Here is a 20,571-nt window from a genome sequence, read left to right as displayed (position 1 = left end):
TCGGATCGATTCGGATGATCGAGGACGCGCTGAGAGCCCAGTAGTACCCTTGCGAAAAGGACAGGTCACCTCCGGTAAAGCTGATTTCCGGAATTTCCTTATGACTACCCTCGAGCGGAGTACCGTCACTGTCGACGGTCAGGACGCCCGTGTAGTACTTGACCTGATCGACGCCCTGGGCGAAGTACTGGAAAACGAAGGTGTTCGCGTACGCACCCTTTCCGAAAGCACCGCCGGCGATGTACACGCCGTTCATGTCCGTGCCGTCGGGGAAGACGCCGCTAGGAATTCCGTACTGGGTGACCGCGCCGTCCGAATCGATACTGGTCCACCAGCCGTTCCTCACGAAAGGCCGCTCCGTGAATCCGAAGATGAACCCGGAGTCTGCGTGATACCCCACGGCCTTATAGCCGTCTTGAGGGTCACCAACAGGCTCGACGGCCAGTCCAGATTCCAGGTTCTGTACCCTGAGTAGCAGCGATTGCGTGTTCGCTTGGTCGAGGGCAAGGCTCGTGTAGATCGCGCCGACCTCCGGGTCGAACGGCTGACCCGGTGCTGCGGCGGCCGGGAGTGCGGCGATGCCGCCGGCTCCCACACCCCCCGCCACGGCGAGGGCAATAGACGTCCTCAGTTTTCGTGAACGCACGTTGTGTTGTCTCCAATCGCCAGCGGATGCGCGAGCCGACTATGTCGGTCGGGTTCTCGCATTTCGCGGGCCGGTTCGAATTCGAATTGTGAAGCCGGAGCCGACGGCCAGGTGAACCAGCAGTTTTCTCCTCAGGAATACCCGGAACGATCCGCTGTGCAGCAGATCGCTAGGTGACCTCATACATTCAGAGTGCGAAACATTGGGCTTATAACGCGAAGAATAAGAAATATTCTGAGGATCAGGTCTTACCGATCCGGTCGGCTCAGTTTCTAGCGCCGCGCGAGGAAGAACGGATGCGGCTCCAGCCGCTCCTTTGCCAGGCGCAGCGCCAGCGGCGCCCACACGATCACCGCGATGGCCGCGCCGAGCAGCAGCCCGCCGATCGTGTCGCTCAGCCAGTGAGCCCCCAGGTAGGTGCGGCTCACCGCCATCAGCACCGCCCAGAGCACGCCAACGATCCACACCCAGACGCGCGGGAAGATGATCGCGAGGACCACCACCATCGTCGCGGCGTTGGCCGTATGCCCGGACGGGAATGATCCAGTGTCGGAGTGCACGAGGATCTCGGTCGGGCGCGCTCTGCCCACCGTGTGCTTGAGAAGTTGGACGCACGCCACCGACAGGACGCTGGCCACAGCGAAGAAGGTCGCGCCCCACGGTCGCCGGAAGGCGAGCAGCAGCAGGAAGATCACGACGGGCACGACGATCGAACCGACGATGCCTCCGCCCGCGTAGTTGAAGAACAGGGCGGGCCCCAGCCAGATCGGCGAGCGGTGTTCGACGATCTCACCCATCCACTCGAGGTCGAGGGAGAACGGCTCCTTGGGGCGGAACGCGATGATCGCGCCGAGCACCACGACGAGCCCGACGGCGACCGACGCGGAGATCACGGGCCAGCGCCTGCTGACCTTCGCAGCCTGCCTGACCTGCTCGTGCGCCGTTCCCATTGCACCAACGTACTCATTCCTAGGCGCGCATCAATCGACTCCGAAGGTATTCACGGGTGCCACCGGCGTGTCGTGTGAATAACTTCGGACTCGATTATCAGGGGGCGGGAAGCGCGGGTCAGTGTGCGAGGGCCGGGACGGTGCGGGGACGGACGATGAGCCAGAGAGCGGCGATCGAGACGGCGGCGCAGATGGCCATGACGAAGCCCATCGGAGTGGCGCTTCCGACGCCGAGGATGCCGACGATCGGCGAGACGATGCCCGCTGTGCCGAAGTTGAGCGCGCCGAGGAGGGATGCGGCGGTGCCGGCCTCGTGCCCGTGTGCGTTGAGCGCGAGCACCTGGACGCAGGGGAAGCCGAACCCGCAGGCCGCGATGAAGAACCACAGCGGGATCGCCGTGCCCCACAGGCCCACGTGCGCCTGGTCGAGGATGACGATGAGCACGCTGGAGACGAACATCACGACCGTCGAGACGGCGAGGATCCACTGCGGCCCGACGTATTTGGTGATGCGCGCGGCCGACTGCACGCCGATGATGATTCCGATGGAGTTCACCGCGAACAGCAGACCGTACTCCTGGGCGTTGAACTTGTAGATCTCCTGGAACACGAACGAGCTCGACGACAGGTAGGAGAACAGGCCGGTGAAGTTGGCTGCGCCGACGATGGCGATGCCGACGAAGATCCGGTCGCTCAAGACGGCCTTGTAGCGCTGTCGCATCGTGGAGTGGCCGGCGTCGTGACGGCGCGCTTTCGGCAGGGTCTCGACGATCCAGAGCGAGACGCAGATGACGACGAAGAGGCCGTAGCAGGCGAGCACGACGAAGATGCCGCGCCAGGGCATGACGAGCAGCAGCCACGAACCGAGCACCGGGGCGAGCACGGGGGCGAGGCCGTTGACGAGCGCGAGGCGGCTGAGCATCCTGACCAGCGGGCGACCGCCGAAGAGGTCGCGCACCATCGCCATCGCGACCACGCCGCCTGCCGCGGCGCCGATGCCCTGCATCGCGCGGGCGAGGCCGAGCAGCTCGACGTTCGGGGCGACGGCCGCGCCGAGGCAGGCGAGGATGTGCACGCAGGTCGACAGGATGAGCGGGAGGCGGCGGCCGATCTTGTCGCTCCACGGGCCGACGAGGAGCTGCCCGACGCCGAATCCGATGGTGGTGGCCGTGAGGGTCAGCTGGATGGCGGCCGTCGAGACGTTGAAGTCCTCCTGCAGCGTCGGCAGCGCGGGCAGGTAGGTGTCGATGGTGAACGGACCGAGCGCGGTGAGCGCACCGAGGATGAGGATGTATGCGAGGCGCTGGCGGCCGGAGAGGGAGTCTCCGGGATGCACGACGGTGGTCACGAAAGTTCCTTGGAAAGAGAAGACGAACACCGCGACCGTGGCCGCGGTGTGTGGAGTGGTGGGATTCTGCTCGCTCGTTCGAATCGATTCGACCGTCGTTGCGTGGCAATCCTATCGGATACCGGACGCGAATGTTACCGTGCACATCCCCCGGTTTCGGGGGGCGTCAGTCGGCGGGAGCGGCCAGCAGCGGCGCGAGGGCGAGTTCGGCGGCGCCGATCATCAGGATGTTCGCCCCGAGCTCTGCCCGCGCGATGCGGAGGTGCTCCCCTGATGCGGCGAGCGCCTCCCGCGACACGAGCAGGATCAGCCGCTCCGGCGCGACGGCGAACAGCGCGCCGAGGAAGCCGCCGAGCACCACCAGCTCCGGGTTGAACACGTTGGTCGCGTTGCGCAGGGCGATGGCGAGGAAGCCGAGCTGCCGCTCGATCTCCGCCAGCACGGCCGTGTCTCCGCGCTCGACGGCGGCGGCGAGCGCCCCGTCCAGCTCTTCGCCGTCCGCCGTCTCCAGCCCGAGGGCGGCGAGGAGTGCTCGCTGGTTCACCTCGGTCTCCAGGCAGCCGACGGCGCCACAGTGGCAGCGGATCCCGTTCGTGTTGACGAGCGTGTGGCCGAGCTCCCCCGCGTATCCCGAGACGCCGGTGAGCGAGACGCCGCCGACGATGACGCCTGCGCCGATTCCGGATGCTCCACCGTTCAGGTAGACCAGGTCGCTCGCTCCACGCCCTGCGCCGAACAGCCGCTCGGCGTTCGCACCGAGGTTGGCGTCGTTGGCCGCGCTGACGCTGAGGCCGGTCGCCTCCGCGAGCTCGGCGGCGAAGGGTTCGTCGCGCCATTCCAGATGAGGGGCGAGCCGGACGACGCCGTCGCTCTCCCGCACCAGTCCAGGCACGGCGACCCCGATGCCGACCACTCTGGTCGCGGCGGACAGGTCGGGGCGGAGCCCGTCGATGACCGCCGCTGCGACGGTCGCCGCCTCCTCGGCTCCCGGCACGTGGTCGAGCGGGAACCGGACGCGGCGGTGCACGACACCGTCGAGTCCGACGATGCCGACCGTCACGGCGTCGATCTCCGGGTTGACGGCGACGGCGACGACGCGGCTGTCTGCGACGACGACGGGAGACGGCCTGCCGACCCTGTTGCTCGTCTCCGGCTCACGCTCGGTGACGAGCCCGAGCTCGACGAGCTCCGCGACGAGCGCCCCGACGGTCGACCGATTCAGCCCGGTCGCGTGCGTCAGAGATGAGCGGGCGGCCGGTCCACCCCGGTGGACGAGCCCGAGCACGGTGGCGAGGTTGTTCCGGCGCACGGTGTCGAGGTTCGTCCCGGTGGTGTTCATGGTCCTGTGTACTGTACCGTTTCGCGCCGGGCCGGACGGTTCACCAGCTCTCGGGTCGCGCTCCGAACGGGACGGGCTCCGGTCGCTCCACCGTCGACGTGAGCGTGACCACCTCGTGGGCGCGCCCAGCGGCGATGATCGACTCCATGATCTCGAGCACGTGGAACGCCAGCTCTCCGGATGCGCGGTGCGGCCGCCCCGTCTCGACCGCGCGGGCGAGATCGGCGAGCCCGACGCCGCGCCCGGCATCCGCATAGCCGGCCGACGCAGGCACCTCGCGCCAGGTGCGGTCGTCCGCGGTGGCGATGGATGCGATTTCCGAGAAGGCGTTCGGGTCGGGCACGGCGATGCTGCCGGTGGTGCCGAACACCTCGAACAGCGGAGCGCGGGACTCCCACACCTCGAACGACACCGTCACCGTGGAGATGACGCCGTTCGCGTGTTCCAGGATCGCGGTCACGTGCGTGTCCACATCCACCGGGATGGGGGTTCCGGCGAGCGGTCCCGTGGCGACGGTGCGCTCGCGCTCTGAACGGCCGACGGCGCCGGAGACCCGCACGACGGGTCCGAAGAAGTGGACGAGGCTGGTCAGGTAGTACGGGCCCATGTCGAACAGTGGCCCACCGCCCGGCTGGTAGTAGAACGCCGGAGCGGGGTGCCACAGCTCGTGACCAGGGGCCGTCCACGAGACGGCGGCGCCGACCGGGCGTCCGATCCTGCCGTCGTCGAGCAGAGCGCGCGCGGTCTGGATGCCGGTGCCGAGCACGGTGTCCGGGGCGCTTCCGACACGCAGTCCCTTCTCGGCGGCGCGCTGCAGGACCGGAAGCGCGTCGGCCGTCGCGAGGGCAAGCGGCTTCTCGCCGTAGACGTGCTTGCCCGCATCCAGTGCCCTGAGCGCGATCTCGGTGTGCGCGGCGGGAATGGTGAGGTTGAGGACCGCGTCGATGCGCGGGTCGTCGATCAGCGCATCCACGGTGAGCGCGTCCACGCCCTGCTCGGCCGCGACCACGGATGCGCGGTCGAGATCGAGGTCGGCGACAGCGGTCAGCGCGAGGTTCGGGAGGTGCGGGAACTGCTCGAAGTACTGGCGGCTGATGTTGCCGACCCCGACGACGCCGACGTTCAACGGGCTGCCCACAGGAGTCCCCTTTCGATGATGGTGCGGACGGGCTGGCTCTCCACGATCTCGAGCCGGTGGCCGGGAGCGGAGACGAAGATACGACCCTTGCCCCACTGGCGGGTCCAGATGGCCGGCGCGGTGACAGGACGGTTCCACGCATCCCACGGCCGCACGGACTGCGTCGTGGTGGCGAGGACGTCGTTGTACTCGTCGCTCAGCACCCAGTACTGCTCGCTGACGAGGTCGAAGTCGTCGATGCCCTGCGTGATCGGGTGCGTGCGGCCGTAGTCGGTGATGTGCACCGTGTACGGGATGTAGTTGTCCGACTGCTCCCCGGTGCGCTCGGCGGGGTCTTTGCCCGCGTGGTGGGCGAACTGGCCGCCGATCATGTGCAGGTAGTCGGCGTTGTCGCGGTACGCGTCCGCGATGCCGCCGTGCCAGCCCGCCATGCCGGTCCCGTTGAGGACGGCGCGCTGCAGCCCGGCGAACTCCTCGCGGGTGATGGTGTTCATGGTGTTGATCTGGAGGATCAGGTCCACGGTGTCCAGATACGCCTCGTCGGTGTAGATAGCCGGGCCGTCCTCGATGCGCACCTCGAATTCGTTCGCTTCGAGGTGCGGGATGAAGAGGTCGGTGGTCTCGACGGGCATGTGCCCGTCCCAGCCGCCGCGGACGACGAGTGCTTTCCTGGTCATGCTTCCTGTCCTGTCGATTCTGCCGTCGTCTGTTCTGTCGCCGTCCATGCGCTGCCTGTCGCGGCGCTGCGCTCGACGGCGGCGAGGACTCGCTGCACGTGCAGACCGTCGGCGAACGATGGCTGCGGGTCGCGGCCGTCCGTGATGTCGTCGACGAAGTCTTTGATCTGGTGGCTGAAGGCGTGCTCGTAGCCGATGGCGTGCCCGGTCGGCCACCAGTTGGCCATGTACGGATGTTCGGGCTCCGTCACGATGATCCTGGTGAACCCCTGCTCCCCGGCGGGGAGGGTCGCGTCGTAGAACTGGAGCTCGTTCATGGCTTCGAGGTCGAACGCGATGGCGCCGCGCGATCCGCTCAGCTCGATCCTCAGGGCGTTCTTGCGTCCTGTCGCATAGCGGGTCGCCTCGAACGCGCCGATGGCCCCGGATGCTGCGCCTCCCCCGCCGAGCCGCGCCGTGAACCACGCCGCGTCGTCGACGGTCACCCGTCCGCGCTCGGACGACGCGGTGCCGGAGAGCCCGACCGTCTCGCCGAGCAGCGGGCGCTCCTCGACGAACGTCGCGAGGGTGCCGGAGACGCTGTCGAGGCGGGAGCCGGTGATGTGCTCTACCAGGTCGATGGCGTGCGCCCCGATGTCGCCGAGCGAGCCGGAGCCTGCTGCGTCCTTATCGAGTCGCCAGGTCATCGGGCCGTCTTCGTCCGTCAGCCAGTCCTGCAGGTAGAGCGCCCGCACCTGACGGATCGTGCCGAGCCTGCCCTCTTCCACGAGCCGTTTGGCGAAGCCGATGGCCGGAACGCGCCGGTAGCTGAACCCGACCATCGAGCGCACGCCGCGCGCCGCTGCACGTTCGGCGGCGGCGACCATCGCCTCCGCCTCCTCGACCGTGTTGGCGAGCGGCTTCTCGCAGAGCACGTGCTTGCCGGCATCCAGTGCCGCGATGGCGATCTCGGCGTGGGATGCTCCCGGCGAGCAGATGTCGACGATGTCGATCTCCGGATCGTCGATGACGCGGCGCCAGTCGGTCTCGGCGTGCTGCCAGCCGAAGCGGTCGCGTGCTACCTCGACGCGGGCACTGTCCCGGCCGACGATGGTGCTCATGACCGGTTCTGCGGCGAGAGGGAAGAACCGAGGGGCGACCCGCCAGCCCTGTGAGTGCGCGGCTCCCATGAACCCGTAGCCGACCATCGCCACGCGCAGCTGCCTGGCAGCATCCGTCATCTCTCGCTCCTTCGCGTCGTTCCGCCGTACGACGCTATTGCCGGAGCGAGGACGGTCACAAGTTTCGATAGATCATTGGAAAACTTTCGCATCCCGATGGTCGGAACGGCCGCTCCGACGGCAGCTGCGAACGCGGCGTCAGGCGGCGGGAGCGGCCGTCGAGTGCCGCACCACGAGCGACGTCGAGAGCTCCAGCCGCGCATTGTCGATCTCCCCGGAGCGCAGGCGCAGCGCCATCCTGGTGGCCTCCTCCGCCATCTCCTGCAGCGGTTGCCGCACGGTGGTCAGGGGCGGCCTGGCCCACAGCGCCGGCCGCACGTCGTCGAAGCCGACGACGGACAGGTCGCCAGGAACGTCGAGGCCGAGCGCCGCCGCGGCGTCGTAGACGCCGAGAGCCTGCAGGTCGTTGCCTGCGACGATCGCGGTCGGGCGATCCGGCAGGCTGAGCAGCCTCCTGCCCTCCCGCTCGCCGACCAGCTGCTCGAAGGCGCCGCCCGCCGAGAACTCCTCCACGATCGGGATGCCCGCCTCGGCGAGCGCAGACTGGTACCCGGCCACCCGGGCGCGCGAGCACATCAGGTCGGCGGGGCCGGAGATCACCCCGATCTTCGAGTGGCCGAGCGCGATCAGGTGCCGCGTCGCCGCGACCCCGCCCGCCCAGTTGGTCGCCCCGACGGCGGGGACGTCAGCGGGCGGGTCGCCGGCGGGGTCGACGACGACGAACGGGATGTTCCTCGTGCGCAGCTGCCTGCGGTGCTCGACGGTCAGGTCGGAGAACTGCAGGATCACCGCGACCGGCTTGCGCTGCAGCACCCCGGTGATCCACTCCTCGTGCGGGCGGTGGTGGTCGCCGAGGGCGGACAGCGCCAGGACGAACCCGGATTCGCGGGTGATCCGTTCGACGCCGCGGATGATCTCCACCGACCACTCACTCTGCAGGTTGTCGACGACCAGTTCGACCAGCCCACCGCGCTCGGGGTCGAGACCGCGCCGGGCGTACCCGGAATCGCGCAGCAGTTCTTCGACACGCTGCCGGGTGGCCGTGGAGACGCCGGGGCGCCCGTTGAGGACCTTGGATGCGGTCGACAGCGACACGGACGCCTGCTGCGCTATCGCCTCCAGGGTCGGCCTGGTTCGATCGGACATGCTCACACTGTGCCACAATGTGGCCCATCCCTTTCGCCCGATCCGGCGAAAACTTCCCAGGAGGATCCGCTCAGCGATGGCTTTCACCGACTTGTCTCCCGCCGAACTGCTCGCTTTCCGCCCGGAGGTGGACGAGCCGGACGACTTCGACGCATTCTGGACGGAGACGCTCGCCGAAGCGCGCTCCGCCGGCGGAGAGGTCACGCTCACCCCGGCGGACACCCCGATCACGCAACTGATCGTCGACGACCTGACCTTCCCCGGCTTCAACGGGGAGCCGGTGCGCGCGTGGGTCTCCCGGCCGAGGGATGCACAGGGTCCGCTGCCCGCCGTCGTCCAGTTCCAGGGCTACGGCGGAGGGCGGGGACTCCCGGGAGAGAACGTGCTCTGGGCGCTCGCCGGCTACGTGCACGTCTTCGTCGACACGCGCGGGCAGGGCAGCAACTGGGGCACGGGAGGAGACACCCCTGACCCGCACGGCTCAGGCCCGGCGACCCCCGGATACATGACCCGCGGCATCCACGACCCGCGCGAGTACTACTACCGCCGCGTCTTCACCGACGCCGTGCGGGCGGTGGATGCGACGCGCGCCTTCCCGTTCGTCGACGCGGACAGGATCGCCGTGACGGGCGGGAGCCAGGGCGGCGGCATCGCCATCGCCGCCGCAGCGCTGGCCGACGGCGTGCGCGCCCTGCTGCCGGATGTGGCCTTCCTCAGCGCCTTCCGCCGCGGAGCAGAGGTCGCGATCGGCGGCCCGTACCTGGAGCTGGCCACCTACCTGGCCGTGCACCGCGACCAGGTGGATGCGGTCTTCCGCACCCTCTCGTACTTCGACGGCGTGAACTTCGCCCGCCGCATCCAGGTGCCGTCGCTGTTCTCGGTGGCGCTGATGGACCGCGTCGTGCCTCCGTCCACCACGATGGCCGCGTTCAACCACCTCGCGGCGGAGGACACGACGATCGAGGTCTACCCGTTCAACGACCACGAAGGCGGCTCCGCCGTGCAGTGGCAGAAGCAGGCGAGGTGGCTGGCCGAGCGGTTCTAGAACCGAGCGGTTCTAGACCGCGTCCACCATCTCCTCTGCCCGCTCGGACAGCAGCACTCCGACCGTGCGCCGGTCGGCGGCGGTCACCTCGTGCACGTCGCCGGTCAGGGTCACGATGGCCCGCCCGGTCGCCGTTCCGGCGATGTGGCGCACGTCTGCCTGCTTCTCGTTGACGATCGCACCTCCGGTGACCTCGTCTCCGCGAAGGCCGGTGGATGCCGCTGCGTGCGTCGCCGCCCACACCTCCACGTCGCCGGGCTCGACGACCCTGACCATCCTGCGGTCGCTGAACGCGAGCCTGGTCGCCGGCACGTCGAAGGTCACCCGCACGGATTCGCCGGCCTCCAGGTCGACCCTGGTGTACCCGAGCAGCTGAGCCACCGGCCGCGTGACCGTTGCCGTGACGTCGTGGCCGTAGAGCTGCACCGTGTCCGTGCCGCGCACGGAGCCGGTGTTGGTCACGGTCAGCGTCGCGGCGAACGCCCCGTCGGTGGATGCGTCCGCGTCGACCTCGAAGTCGGAGTACGCGAACGAGGTGTACGTCAGGCCGAAGCCGAACGGGAGCACCGGAGTGGAGTCGGTGGCCGTCACGTCGGACGGGCCGCCCAGGATCGGGTGCAGGTACGAGTACGGCTGCGCGCCGGCCGAGCGCGGCATCGAGACGGGGAGACGGCCCGAGGGGTTCACCCGTCCGGTGAGGATGTCGGCGATGGCCGGGCCGCCGCCCTCGCCGGGGAAGAAGGCCTGGAGCACGGCGCTCGGGGCTGCGTCTCCGTTCAGCGCCCAGTCGATGGCGTACGGACGGCCGGTGAGCAGCACCATGACTACCGGCGTGCCCGTGGCGATCACCGCGTCGACCAGGCGCCGCTGGGCGCCGGGCAGCTCGAGCGATTCGGAGTCGTTGCCCTCGCCGACCGTTCCGCGGCCGAACAGGCCGGCCTGGTCGCCGACGACGACCACCGCGAGATCGGCGCCGGTCGCCGCATCCACTGCTGCCGCGAAGCCGGACTCGTCGTCGCCCTCCACGGTGCAGCCCTCGGCGTGCACGAACTCCGGAAGGGGCAGCCCTGCATCCGCGAACGCGGTGGGCAGCGCTTCGAGCACGGTCGGGATCTCGAACCCGAGCGGGAGGCCAGGGTGTCCGGCCAGCACGTGGTTGGCGAACGAGTAGCAGCCCTGCAGCGCCTCCGCGCGGTCGGCGTTCGGGCCGATCACGGCGACGGTCGACACGGGCGTCGTGCGTGATCCGAGCGGCAGGACGCCGTCGTTCGACAGCAGCACGACCGACTCCTCCGCCAGGCGCCTGGCCAGCTCGCGGTGCCGCGGAGAGTCGAGGTCGACCTCGGCGGGCGGCTCGTCCTCGAACGCGTCGGCGTCGAGCAGGCCGAGCTCCTCCTTCTGGGCGAGCGCGCGGAGCACGGCGCGGTCGACGTACGCCTCGTCGAACTCCCCCGACCGGATGCGGTCGGCCAGCGGCTGCAGGTACGCGTCGCCGGTCGGCAGTTCGATGTCGATGCCGGCCTCGAGCGCCAGGGCTGCCGCCTCGCCGCGGTCGGCGGCCACGGCGTGCATGACCTCCAGGAACGCCACGGCGAAGTAGTCGGCGACCACCACGCCGTCGAAGCCCAGCTTCTCGCGCAGCGTGCCGGTGAGCAGGCTCGGGTCCGCCGCAACGGGGACGCCGTCGATCTCGGTGTACGAGTTCATCACCGAGCGGGCGCCGCCATCCAGGATGGCCATCTCGAACGGGGGCAGGAACACGTCGGCGATCTCCCGCGGACCGGCGTGCACGGGCGCGTGGTTGCGCCCCGCTCGCGACGACGAGTATCCGAGGAAGTGCTTGAGCGTGGCGTGCACGCCCGACTCCTGCAGACCCCGCACGTACGCGGTCCCAACGGTGCCGACGAGGTACGGGTCCTCGGCGATGCATTCGTCCACCCGGCCCCAGCGGGGGTCGCGGATCACATCGAGCACCGGGGCGAGGCCCTGGTGGATGCCGAGCTGCTTCATCGAGTCGCCGATCGCGGCGCCGACCTCCTCCACGAGCTCCGGGTCGAACGACGCACCCCACGCGAGCGGCGTCGGGAAGGTCGCCGCCTTCCACGTCGCCAGCCCGGTCAGGCACTCCTCGTGCACCAGGGCCGGGATGCCCAGCCTGGTCTCACGCTTCAGCCTCCGTTGCTCGTTCCACAGCCAGGCTGCGCGCTCGGCGGGCTCGACAGGACGCGTGCCGTACACCCGCGTGTAGTGCCCGATGCCGTGCCGGGTGACATCGGCCAGGCTGCCTTTCGCATCCTGCGCAGCGGCCATCTCGCCCTGCATCGGGGCCACGAGGCCGTTCTGATCGAGCCAGTACCCGACGATCTGCGCGAGCTTCTCTTCGAGGGTCATCCGGGCGTGGAGCGCGCGAACACGCTCCGACACGTCTGGCATGGCCGCGGGAAGAACGGTCGCGGACTCAGTGCTTTTCTTCACAGGAACCAATCACAAGAGAGAGAGCTGAATGCAGTGGGACGAAAAACGGACGGCGGCCGCGGTCAGCCCTTGACCGCGCCGGTCAGGCCGCCGACGATCCGCTTCTGGAAGATCGTGAAGAAGATCAGAGCGGGGATCATCGAGAGCGACGTGAACGCCAGGACCTTCGCCGTGTCGACGGAGTACTGCGACGCGAACGCCTGGACTCCGAGCGGCAGGGTGAACGTCGACGGGTCATTCAGGATGAACAGCGGCAGCAGATAGCTGTTCCAGCTCGCGATGAACGCCAGGATGCCCGTGGTCACGACACCCGGGATCGACAGCGGCATCACCATCCGGAAGAAGAACCCGAGACGGCTGGTGCCGTCGAGCGCCGCGGCCTCCTCCAGTTCGACGGGGATGGCCCGGATGAACGGCACCAGGATGATCACCGTCGTCGGCAGGGAGAACGCGATCTGCGGCAGGATGACGCCCGCCAGGCTGTTGGTGAGCCCGAGATCCTTGACCAGGATGTAGAGCGGGGTGATCGCGACCGTCAGCGGGAACATGAGTCCGGCCGCGAACAGCGAGTAGATCGCCCCGCGGCCGCGGAACGTGTAGCGGGCGAGCACGTAGCTGACCATCAGCCCGAGGGCGACGACGCCGACCGTGGTCAGGATGCCGACGATGGCCGAGTTGCCGACCTCCAGCCAGAACGTCGAGCTGGTGAGCACGTCGGCGTAGTTGACCATCACCCAGGGGTTGGGGAGGCCGGCAGGCGACGTGGTGATCTGCGAGTTGGTGCGGAAGCCGCCGATGATCGTGTAGAGGATCGGGGCGAGGCACACGGCGATGAAGACCAGCGCGATGAAGTAGGTGACGGGGCTGCCCCACTTCTCACCGTTCTTGGAGAGACGCTGCCTGCGGCCGCGCTGTTCCCTCACCGGCTGAACCGTTCCGGCTGTCGTTGCTGACATTACTTCTTACCCTCCGTAATGGCGCCGACCATGTCGCGACGAAGCACGAAACGCTGGTAGACCAGGGCGATCACGAGCGAGATGAGGAACATCACGACCGCGACGGCGTTGCCGAAGCCGTAGTTGCCTGAGCCGCGGCCGTTCACGACCATGTACGTCGCCATGGTCGACGTCCCTGCGGTCGCAGCGACGTACTGACCCCAGATGATGTAGACGAGGTCGAACAGCTGCAGGGAGCCGATGATCGACAGGAACGCCCAGATCCGGATGGTCGGGCCGAGCAGCGGAAGCGTGATGCGCCGCTGGATCTGCCAGTAGCTCGCCCCGTCGATGGCTGCCGCCTCGAACAGTTCCTCCGGGATGCTCTGCATTCCGGCGAGGAAGAGGATCACGGCGAAGCCGATGTACTTCCAGGAGATGATGAACATCAGCGACCAGATCGCGATGCTCGGGTCGGACAGCCAGTCCTGCTTGAACGCACCGAGGCCGATGCTCTGCAGCAGGTCGTTGACCGCGCCTGCGCTCTGCAGCATCAGGCTGAACCCGGTTCCGACGATGACCTCGGAGATCACGTACGGCACGAAGATCAGCACGCGGATGATGGTGCGCCCGCGGATCTTCTGGTTGAGGAGCAGGGCGAGCACGATCGCCACCGGCCCCTGCATGACCAGGGAGAGCACCAGGATGATCCCGTTGTGCGTCAAGGCGTCCTGGAACGTCTTGTCCTGGAAGATGATCAGGTAGTTGTTGAGCCCCACGAAGTCGGTCGGGGCTCCGTAGCCCTTCCACTTGAAGAAGCCGTAGTACGCGGCGAGCACCACCGGGAAGATGACGAACGCCAGGAACATGATGATCGCCGGACCGGCCAGCAGGGTGATCTCTGCTCGCTGACGCCAACCACCGCCTCTGCGGCGTCGCGGGGGACGCGACCGCACAGGGGGTGACGCCACGACGGCGTCACCCCCGTTTGTGCGAACGCTCGGAGCTTGTTGCTCGTCGATGACCGACTTTGCACCGAGGGACTCACTCATGATCGAGAACTATCCCTTTGCTCCGGCGTCGTTGACGGCCTTGACGATCGCCTCCGGGCTGCCCTTGCCTGCGAGCATGTCGACGACACCGGCGTTCAGAGCGTTACCGACGCTCTGTCCGTAGAGGGTGTCGAGCCAGACGGACACGTACGGTGCCTTGTTGTACGCCTCGAGGATCTTCTTCAGCGCGGGGTCGGTGACGACGTCCTGGGCGTCCTTGCTCGCCGGGAGGGTCTGGAACGCGGTCGCGTAGCCCTCCTGGTACTTCTTCTGCATGAAGAAGTTGAGGAACTCCGGGCACTCCTTCGGAGCCTTCGTGGCACAGGTGAAGCCGTCGACGCCACCCATCATCGCGTCTGCCTTGCCCTTACCGCCGTCGATCGCGGGGAACGGGAACCAGCTGAGGTCGGCCAGCGGCTTCTGGTCGGGGGTGAGCGATGCGATCACTCCCGGGTCCCAGGCGCCCATCAGTTCCATCGACGCCTTGTGGTTGGCGACGAGACCGGCGGAGCTGCCTGCGCCCTGCTGTGCCGTGGTGGTCAGGAAGCCGTCGTTGAACGGCTTCGTCGCGGCGAAGGACTGGAGGTCCTCACCGGCCTTGAGCCAGCAGTTGTCGTCGAAGCTGCGCGACTTGGCCGCCTTGTTCATCGTGTCCTGCGAGCACTCGCGGAGGGCGAAGAAGTAGTACCAGTGCGCTGCGGGCCATGCGTCCTTGCCACCGAGGGCGATCGGCTGAACGCCGGTCTTCTTGACGGCCTCGACCGTCGCCTCGAGTTCCGGGATGGTGGTCGGGGTCGTGGTGACGCCGGCCGCCTTGTAGAGGTCCTGGCTGTAGTAGATGCCGCCGGGGAGCACGGCGGTCGGCATGCCGTAGATCTTGCCGTCGACGGCGAACGAGTTCAGGACGCCCTCGCTGACCGCCGACTTGGTCGCGGAGTCGATCTTGTCGCTGATGTCCATCGCCTGACCTGCTGCGACGACGTCGGCGAGCTTTCCGCCACCGCGTGCCATGAAGATGTCGGGACCGTCGCCGGAGTTCAGCGCGGTCTGCAGCTTGCCGTCCATGTCCTCGTTCTGGATGGACTGGATCTTGATCGTGACGTTGGGGTTGGCCTTCTCGAAGTCCGCGACCGTCTGCTGCCAGTAGGCCTTGCCCGGTCCGGTGGTGGAGTTGTGCCAGAAGGTCATCGTGACCTTGCCGTCAGCAGAGTAGCCGCCGTCGCCACTACACGCCGTTGCGAGAAGGGCTGTGCTCGCGACGAGTGCGAGCAAGCCCGCCGCTCGAATTTTCCTCTTCATTGTGGAAACTCCTTGGTTGTCCTCATTGACGCACATTCGTCCGCCCGCCGAGAGCTTCGCATCCCATCCTGTGATTTGTCAAACGATGTCGATAACGTTTTCGACAACGTTATCGAAATGTCGCTGCAAACCTGGAAAAGCGCTGGGCGCACGGTACTGTGTCCACTATGTCCACGGAACTCGACCCCGCCGCCTTCGGCAGGGTGACGATCAACGACGTCGCCCGTGCGGCAGGAGTCTCGGTGTCCACCGTCTCCAAGGTGGTCAACGAACGCTACGGCGTCGCGGCCACCACCTCCCAGCGCGTGATGGAGGTGGTGAACGAGCTCGGCTACGAGACCTCGCTCGTCGCGAGCAGCCTGCGCAGGCGCAGCACCAACGTCATCGGCATCCTCGTCGCCGAGTTCGAGCCGTTCTCCGTCGAGCTGCTGAAGGGCATCTCGGTCGCCGCCACCGGCACGGGATACGAACTGCTCGCGTACACCGGGCTCGTCTCCGGCGTGAGCAGCGTCGGGTGGGAGCGCAAGTCGCTGTCCCGCCTGGCAGGCACGCTCATCGACGGGGCGATCATCGTCACGCCCACCACGCTCATCCCGAGTTCCTCCATCCCGGTCGTGGCGATCGACCCGCACACGGGGCAGGGCGGCCCTGCGACGATCGACTCGGACAACGTGGGAGGCGCGCTCGTCGCCGTTCGCCACCTGATCGGGCTGGGGCACACCAGGATCGCGCACATCCGCGGCCGACGGGATCTGGCCTCCGCCCAGCTCCGCGAGGACGGCTACCGTCAGGCACTCCAGGAGGCGGGCATCCCGTTCGACCAGGACCTGGTGCTGTACGGCGAGTACTCCGCGGCACAGTCCGCCGTCGTGGCGCGCGAGCTGCTGGACCGGCCGGACCGGCCGACGGCGGTCTTCGCCGCCAACGACACCTCGGCGATCGGCGTGCTCTCCGTCGCCAGGGAGCTGGGCCTCCGGGTGCCGGAGGATCTCTCGATCGTCGGCTTCGACGACATCCCGGATGCGGCGAACTCCACCCCGCCGCTGACCACCGTCGCGCAGCCGCTGCACGAACTCGGCGAGCGCGCGCTGCAGATGCTGCTCGCCCTGTTGGACGGACAGCCCGTCGCGACCGGCGTGCACCTCCCTGCCGAGCTGGTCGTCCGCGCGAGCACGGGTCCCGCCCCGACCGTCTGAGAAATTCGCATTTCCCATCGGCCGCTCTCGCTGATATGTTCTTAGAAACAACAATTCCCCTCCGAGAGTGAATCAGTGTCGATCTATTCCGCAGCCGAGCCGTCGACCACGGCGCCGGCCCACCGCATCCACGAGGCCGTCGTCACGGTCCTGGATGCGCGAGGAGAGCCGCTGGCCGGCGCCGAGGTCACCGTCGAGCAGACCAGGCACGCGTTCGGCTTCGGCAACATCGGCTTCGACTTCATCGGCCTGGCGAACGGCGAGGGGAACGAGGCGGACGAACGTCTCGCCGAGCTGTACACCGGCGTGTTCAACACCGCGACGCTCCCGTTCTACTGGGGCCGCTTCGAGCCGCGGCGCGGAGAGCCGGACACCGCCAGGCTGCAGCGCACCGCCCGCTGGTTCCGCGACCGCGGCGTCGCGCTCAAGGGCCACCCGCTGGTCTGGCACACCGTGCAGCCGGACTGGCTGCTCGGCCTGCCGCTCGACGAGGTCGAGCGCCTGCAGCGCGAGCGCATCCGCCGCGAGGTGCACGACTTCGACGGCCTGATCGACACCTGGGACGCCATCAACGAGGTCGTCATCATGCCGGTGTTCGACAACGGCGACAACGCGATCACCCCACTCGCCCGCGCCAAGGGACGCATCGCCATGATCCGGATGGCGTTCGAGGAAGCCCGCGCCGCCAACCCGAACGTGAAGCTGCTGCTCAACGACTTCGACCTGTCGACCGCATACGAATGCCTGATCGAGGGCGTGCTGGAGGCCGGCATCCCGATCGACGCCATCGGCCTGCAGACCCACATGCACCAGGGCTACTGGGGCGAAGACGCCGTGCTCGCGACGGTCGACCGGTTCGCCCGCTACGGCCTTCCCCTGCACCTGACGGAGACGTCGCTGGTGTCCGGGCACCTGATGCCGGCCGACATCGTCGACCTCAACGACTACCAGATCACCGAGTGGCCGTCGACGCCGGAGGGCGAAGAGCGGCAGGCCGACGAACTGGTGCGGCACTACCGGTCGCTGGTCGCGCATCCCTCCGTCGAAGCGATCACGTACTGGGGTCTCACCGACGCCGATGCGTGGCTCGGCGCGCCGATCGGCCTGGTCCGCGCGGACGGGACGCCCAAGCCGTCGTACGGGGCGCTGCGCAGGCTCATCGCCGATGAGTGGTGGCTGAGCTCCACCACCACCATCGCCGACGAGAACGGACGCGTCGCCGTCTCCGGCTTCAGCGGCGACTACCTGGTGCGTGTCGGCGACGCGGCCACCCCGATCACCATCGACCGAACCACCGATCGCATTCAGATCTCCATCCCATCGAACAACTGAAGGAAATTGCTATGACTGCCACACCCACCCGCGAGGACAAGTTCTCGTTCGGACTCTGGACCATCGGATACAACGGCACCGACCCGTTCGGCGGCCCCACCCGTCCGCAGCTCGACGTCGTCGAGGCCGTCACGAAGCTCAACGAGCTCGGTGCGTACGGTCTGACCTTCCACGACGACGACCTGTTCGCCTTCGGCTCCACCGACGCCGAGCGCCAGAAGCAGATCGACCGCCTCAAGGGCGCCCTCGCCGACACCGGCGTGATCGTCCCGATGGTGACCACCAACCTGTTCAGCGCTCCGGTCTTCAAAGACGGCGGCTTCACCTCCAACGACCGCGCCGTCCGCCGCTTCGCGCTGCGCAAGGTGCTCCGCAACCTCGACCTGGCCGCCGAGCTCGGCGCCAAGACCTTCGTCATGTGGGGTGGCCGCGAGGGTGCGGAGTATGACTCGGCCAAGGACATCCGCGCCGCGCTGGAGCGCTACCGCGAGGCCGTCAACCTGCTCGGCCAGTACGTCACCGACAAGGGATACGACATCCGCTTCGCCATCGAGCCGAAGCCGAACGAGCCCCGCGGCGACATCCTCCTCCCGACGGTCGGCCACGCGATGGCGTTCATCGAGACGCTGGAGCGCCCCGAGCTGGTCGGCGTGAACCCGGAGGTCGGACACGAGCAGATGGCCGGCCTGAACTTCGCGGCAGGCATCGCCCAGGCGCTCTACCAGGGCAAGCTGTTCCACATCGACCTCAACGGTCAGCGCGGCATCAAGTACGACCAGGACCTGGTCTTCGGTCACGGCGACCTGCAGAACGCGTTCGCGCTGGTCGACCTGCTCGAGAACGGCGGCCCGAACGGCGGCCCGTCCTACGACGGCCCCCGCCACTTCGACTACAAGCCGTCGCGCACCGAGGACATCACCGGCGTCTGGGACTCCGCAGCGGCGAACATGCGCACCTACCTGCTCCTCAAGGAGCGCGCGCAGGCCTTCCGCGCCGACCCCGAGGTGCAGGAGGCGCTCGAGGCGTCGCGCGTCACCCAGCTCGCGCAGACCACGCTGGCCGACGGCGAGAGCTACGACGACCTGCTGGCCGACCGCGCCTCGTACGAGGACTTCGACGCCGACGCGTACTTCGGCGGCAAGGGCTTCGGCTTCGTGCGGCTGCAGCAGCTGGCGCTCGAGCACCTGCTCGGCGCTCGCTGAACCCGCTGAAAAGCGACTGAATCACACCTGAAACACCTCGAGGGGCGCCCGCGAACCGGGCGCCCCTCTCCCCCATTCATCGGAAAGGACAGAGCGGATGACGCTGGTCGCCGGAGTCGACTCATCGACGCAGAGCTGCAAGGTGGTCGTGCGCGACCTCGAAACGGGAGCCGTCGTGCGGTACGGGCGTGCCGCGCATCCCGATGGCACCGAGGTCGACCCCGCCGCCTGGTGGGTCGCTCTGCAGCAGGCCATCGAGGAGGCCGGCGGACTCGACGACGTTGCCGCTGTGTCCATCGCCGGGCAGCAGCACGGCATGGTGACACTGGATGCGCAGGGCCGGGTCGTCCGCGACGCCCTGCTCTGGAACGACACCCGCTCCGCCCAGGCCGCCCGGGACCTCATCGACGAGGTCGGAGCCGCCGAATACGCCGCCCGCGTCGGCGTCGTCCCCGTCGCCTCCTTCACGGCGACCAAGCTGCGCTGGCTGCGCGACGCGGAACCGGCGAACGCGGAACGCGTGGCAGCGGTCGCCCTCCCCCACGACTGGCTCACCTGGCGCCTGCTCGGCTATGGCCCGGAGGGCGAGAGCGAGCTCGGCCCCGACCTCGACGCGCTGACGACCGATCGCTCGGACGCGAGCGGCACCGCATACTGGGGCGCTGCATCCGGGGCGTACGACCTCGACCTGTTCTCGCGCGCCTTCGGTCGCGCGGCCCGGGAGGCAGGCACGGCCGGCGACGGCATCGTGCTCCCGCGGGTGCTCGGGCCGGCGGAGTCGGCCGGACGCACCCCCTCCGGCGTGCTGGTCGGACCCGGCGCCGGCGACAACGCGGGCGCCGCGCTCGGGCTCGGTGCCGCCGACGGCGACGTGGTCGTCTCGATCGGCACCAGCGGCACGGTGTTCGCGGTGACCGATGCCCCCGTATCCGACGAGAGCGGAACGGTCGCGGGTTTCGCCGATGCCAGCGGACTCAGCCTGCCGCTGATCGCGACGCTCAACGCCGCCCGCGTGATCAGCTCCATCTCCGGCCTGCTCTCGGTCGACTTCGACGAGCTCGCCGACCTCGCGCTGTCCGCCGAGCCCGGCGCGGAAGGCGTCGTCCTCGTGCCGTACTTCGAGGGAGAGCGTACCCCGAACCTGCCGGACGCCACGGCGAGCATCCACGGGCTCACCATCGCCAGCACCCGCCCGTCCACGTTCGCCCGCGCCGCCATCGAAGGGATGCTCTGCGGGCTCGCGGACGGCCTCGACGCCGTGCGCGCGGTCGGTGTGCGGGAGAAGCGCGTGCTCCTGATCGGCGGGGCCGCGCAGAACCGCGCGGTCGCCGCCATCGCGGCGCAGGTGTTCGACGCTCCCGTCGTGGTGCCGGCGCCGGGCGAGTACGTGGCGAACGGCGCGGCGGTGCAGGCCGCGTGGGCGCTGACCGGCGAGCGGCCGGAGTGGACAGTGGATGCTGCACCGGCGCTCGCGGTCGACACCCGCCCGGTGATCCGCGAGCAGTACGCGCGCGCGACCGCGGGGGTCTGAGCGCCGGATGGTTCGGGCGCGGTGGCGAGTGCGCGACCGC

The 20,571-nt window shown here is 68.5% G+C and carries 17 protein-coding genes; 6 read left to right on the top strand and 11 right to left on the bottom strand.

Features of this window, described 5'->3' with window-relative positions; all coding sequences use genetic code 11:
- Positions 1–100: 100 nt before the first annotated feature.
- Complete coding sequence (locus HF024_RS03920; protein ID WP_168688710.1) at positions 101–475, top strand: hypothetical protein; 375 nt, start codon at positions 101–103, stop codon at positions 473–475.
- A gap of 443 nt (positions 476–918) precedes the next feature.
- Here the strand turns inward: HF024_RS03920 and HF024_RS03915 are convergent, their stop codons facing one another.
- The 7 genes from HF024_RS03915 to HF024_RS03885 form a co-directional block, all read right to left on the bottom strand.
- Positions 919–1,596 (bottom strand): phosphatase PAP2 family protein, encoded by a 678-nt coding sequence (locus HF024_RS03915; protein ID WP_168688709.1) that lies wholly within the window; start codon positions 1,594–1,596, stop codon positions 919–921.
- Between the two features lie 118 nt (positions 1,597–1,714).
- Positions 1,715–2,944, bottom strand: coding sequence for a multidrug effflux MFS transporter (locus tag HF024_RS03910; RefSeq protein ID WP_168688708.1), 1,230 nt, complete (start codon positions 2,942–2,944; stop codon positions 1,715–1,717).
- 166 nt (positions 2,945–3,110) lie between these two features.
- Positions 3,111–4,283 (bottom strand): ROK family protein, encoded by a 1,173-nt coding sequence (locus HF024_RS03905; RefSeq protein WP_168688707.1) that lies wholly within the window; start codon positions 4,281–4,283, stop codon positions 3,111–3,113.
- Positions 4,284–4,323: 40 nt separating this feature from the next.
- Positions 4,324–5,421: a Gfo/Idh/MocA family oxidoreductase gene (locus HF024_RS03900; protein WP_168688706.1), complete on the bottom strand. Its 1,098-nt coding sequence runs from the start codon at positions 5,419–5,421 to the stop codon at positions 4,324–4,326.
- On the bottom strand, positions 5,406–6,098 hold the full coding sequence (locus tag HF024_RS03895) for a ThuA domain-containing protein (protein ID WP_168688705.1): 693 nt from the start codon (positions 6,096–6,098) through the stop codon (positions 5,406–5,408). Before HF024_RS03895 ends, HF024_RS03900 begins: the two co-directional genes overlap by 16 nt.
- Positions 6,095–7,318, bottom strand: a complete 1,224-nt coding sequence (locus HF024_RS03890; protein WP_168688704.1) for a Gfo/Idh/MocA family oxidoreductase — start codon at positions 7,316–7,318, stop codon at positions 6,095–6,097. Before HF024_RS03890 ends, HF024_RS03895 begins: the two co-directional genes overlap by 4 nt.
- 138 nt (positions 7,319–7,456) lie before the next feature.
- Complete coding sequence (locus tag HF024_RS03885; protein WP_168688703.1) at positions 7,457–8,464, bottom strand: LacI family DNA-binding transcriptional regulator; 1,008 nt, start codon at positions 8,462–8,464, stop codon at positions 7,457–7,459.
- Between the two features lie 76 nt (positions 8,465–8,540).
- On the opposite strand from HF024_RS03885, the gene HF024_RS03880 reads away from it, so the two are divergent.
- Positions 8,541–9,509, top strand: a complete 969-nt coding sequence (locus HF024_RS03880) for an acetylxylan esterase (protein WP_168688702.1) — start codon at positions 8,541–8,543, stop codon at positions 9,507–9,509.
- Between the two features lie 12 nt (positions 9,510–9,521).
- Here HF024_RS03880 and HF024_RS03875 read toward each other — a convergent pair whose 3' ends face one another.
- The 4 genes from HF024_RS03875 to HF024_RS03860 all read right to left on the bottom strand — a co-directional run bounded on the left by HF024_RS03875 (position 9,522) and on the right by HF024_RS03860 (position 15,270).
- Positions 9,522–11,942 (bottom strand): glycoside hydrolase family 3 N-terminal domain-containing protein, encoded by a 2,421-nt coding sequence (locus tag HF024_RS03875; RefSeq protein WP_168688701.1) that lies wholly within the window; start codon positions 11,940–11,942, stop codon positions 9,522–9,524.
- A gap of 104 nt (positions 11,943–12,046) precedes the next feature.
- Positions 12,047–12,940, bottom strand: coding sequence for a carbohydrate ABC transporter permease (locus HF024_RS03870; RefSeq protein ID WP_168688700.1), 894 nt, complete (start codon positions 12,938–12,940; stop codon positions 12,047–12,049).
- Entirely contained in the window at positions 12,940–13,971 is a 1,032-nt protein-coding gene (locus HF024_RS03865) for a sugar ABC transporter permease (protein ID WP_168688699.1), read from the bottom strand. Before HF024_RS03865 ends, HF024_RS03870 begins: the two co-directional genes overlap by 1 nt.
- 9 nt (positions 13,972–13,980) lie before the next feature.
- Positions 13,981–15,270 (bottom strand): extracellular solute-binding protein, encoded by a 1,290-nt coding sequence (locus HF024_RS03860; RefSeq protein WP_168688698.1) that lies wholly within the window; start codon positions 15,268–15,270, stop codon positions 13,981–13,983.
- 167 nt (positions 15,271–15,437) lie between these two features.
- Between HF024_RS03860 and HF024_RS03855 the strand changes: the two genes are divergently transcribed.
- From HF024_RS03855 to xylB, 4 genes are all read left to right on the top strand, one after another.
- The gene (locus tag HF024_RS03855) at positions 15,438–16,466 is read left to right on the top strand and encodes a LacI family DNA-binding transcriptional regulator (RefSeq protein WP_085371003.1); all 1,029 of its coding nucleotides are present in this window, start codon (positions 15,438–15,440) and stop codon (positions 16,464–16,466) included.
- Between the two features lie 75 nt (positions 16,467–16,541).
- The gene (locus tag HF024_RS03850; RefSeq protein WP_210724018.1) at positions 16,542–17,798 is read left to right on the top strand and encodes an endo-1,4-beta-xylanase; all 1,257 of its coding nucleotides are present in this window, start codon (positions 16,542–16,544) and stop codon (positions 17,796–17,798) included.
- 11 nt (positions 17,799–17,809) lie between these two features.
- On the top strand, positions 17,810–19,000 hold the full coding sequence (xylA, locus tag HF024_RS03845) for a xylose isomerase (RefSeq protein ID WP_085371001.1): 1,191 nt from the start codon (positions 17,810–17,812) through the stop codon (positions 18,998–19,000).
- A gap of 97 nt (positions 19,001–19,097) precedes the next feature.
- Positions 19,098–20,531, top strand: a complete 1,434-nt coding sequence (gene xylB / locus HF024_RS03840) for a xylulokinase (RefSeq protein ID WP_168688697.1) — start codon at positions 19,098–19,100, stop codon at positions 20,529–20,531.
- Positions 20,532–20,571 lie beyond the last annotated feature (40 nt).

This window comes from Leifsonia sp. PS1209, assembly GCF_012317045.1.
In the GTDB taxonomy this organism is placed as follows: Bacteria; Actinomycetota; Actinomycetes; order Actinomycetales; family Microbacteriaceae; genus Leifsonia.
This window is presented reverse-complemented; position numbering and strand designations above follow the sequence as displayed.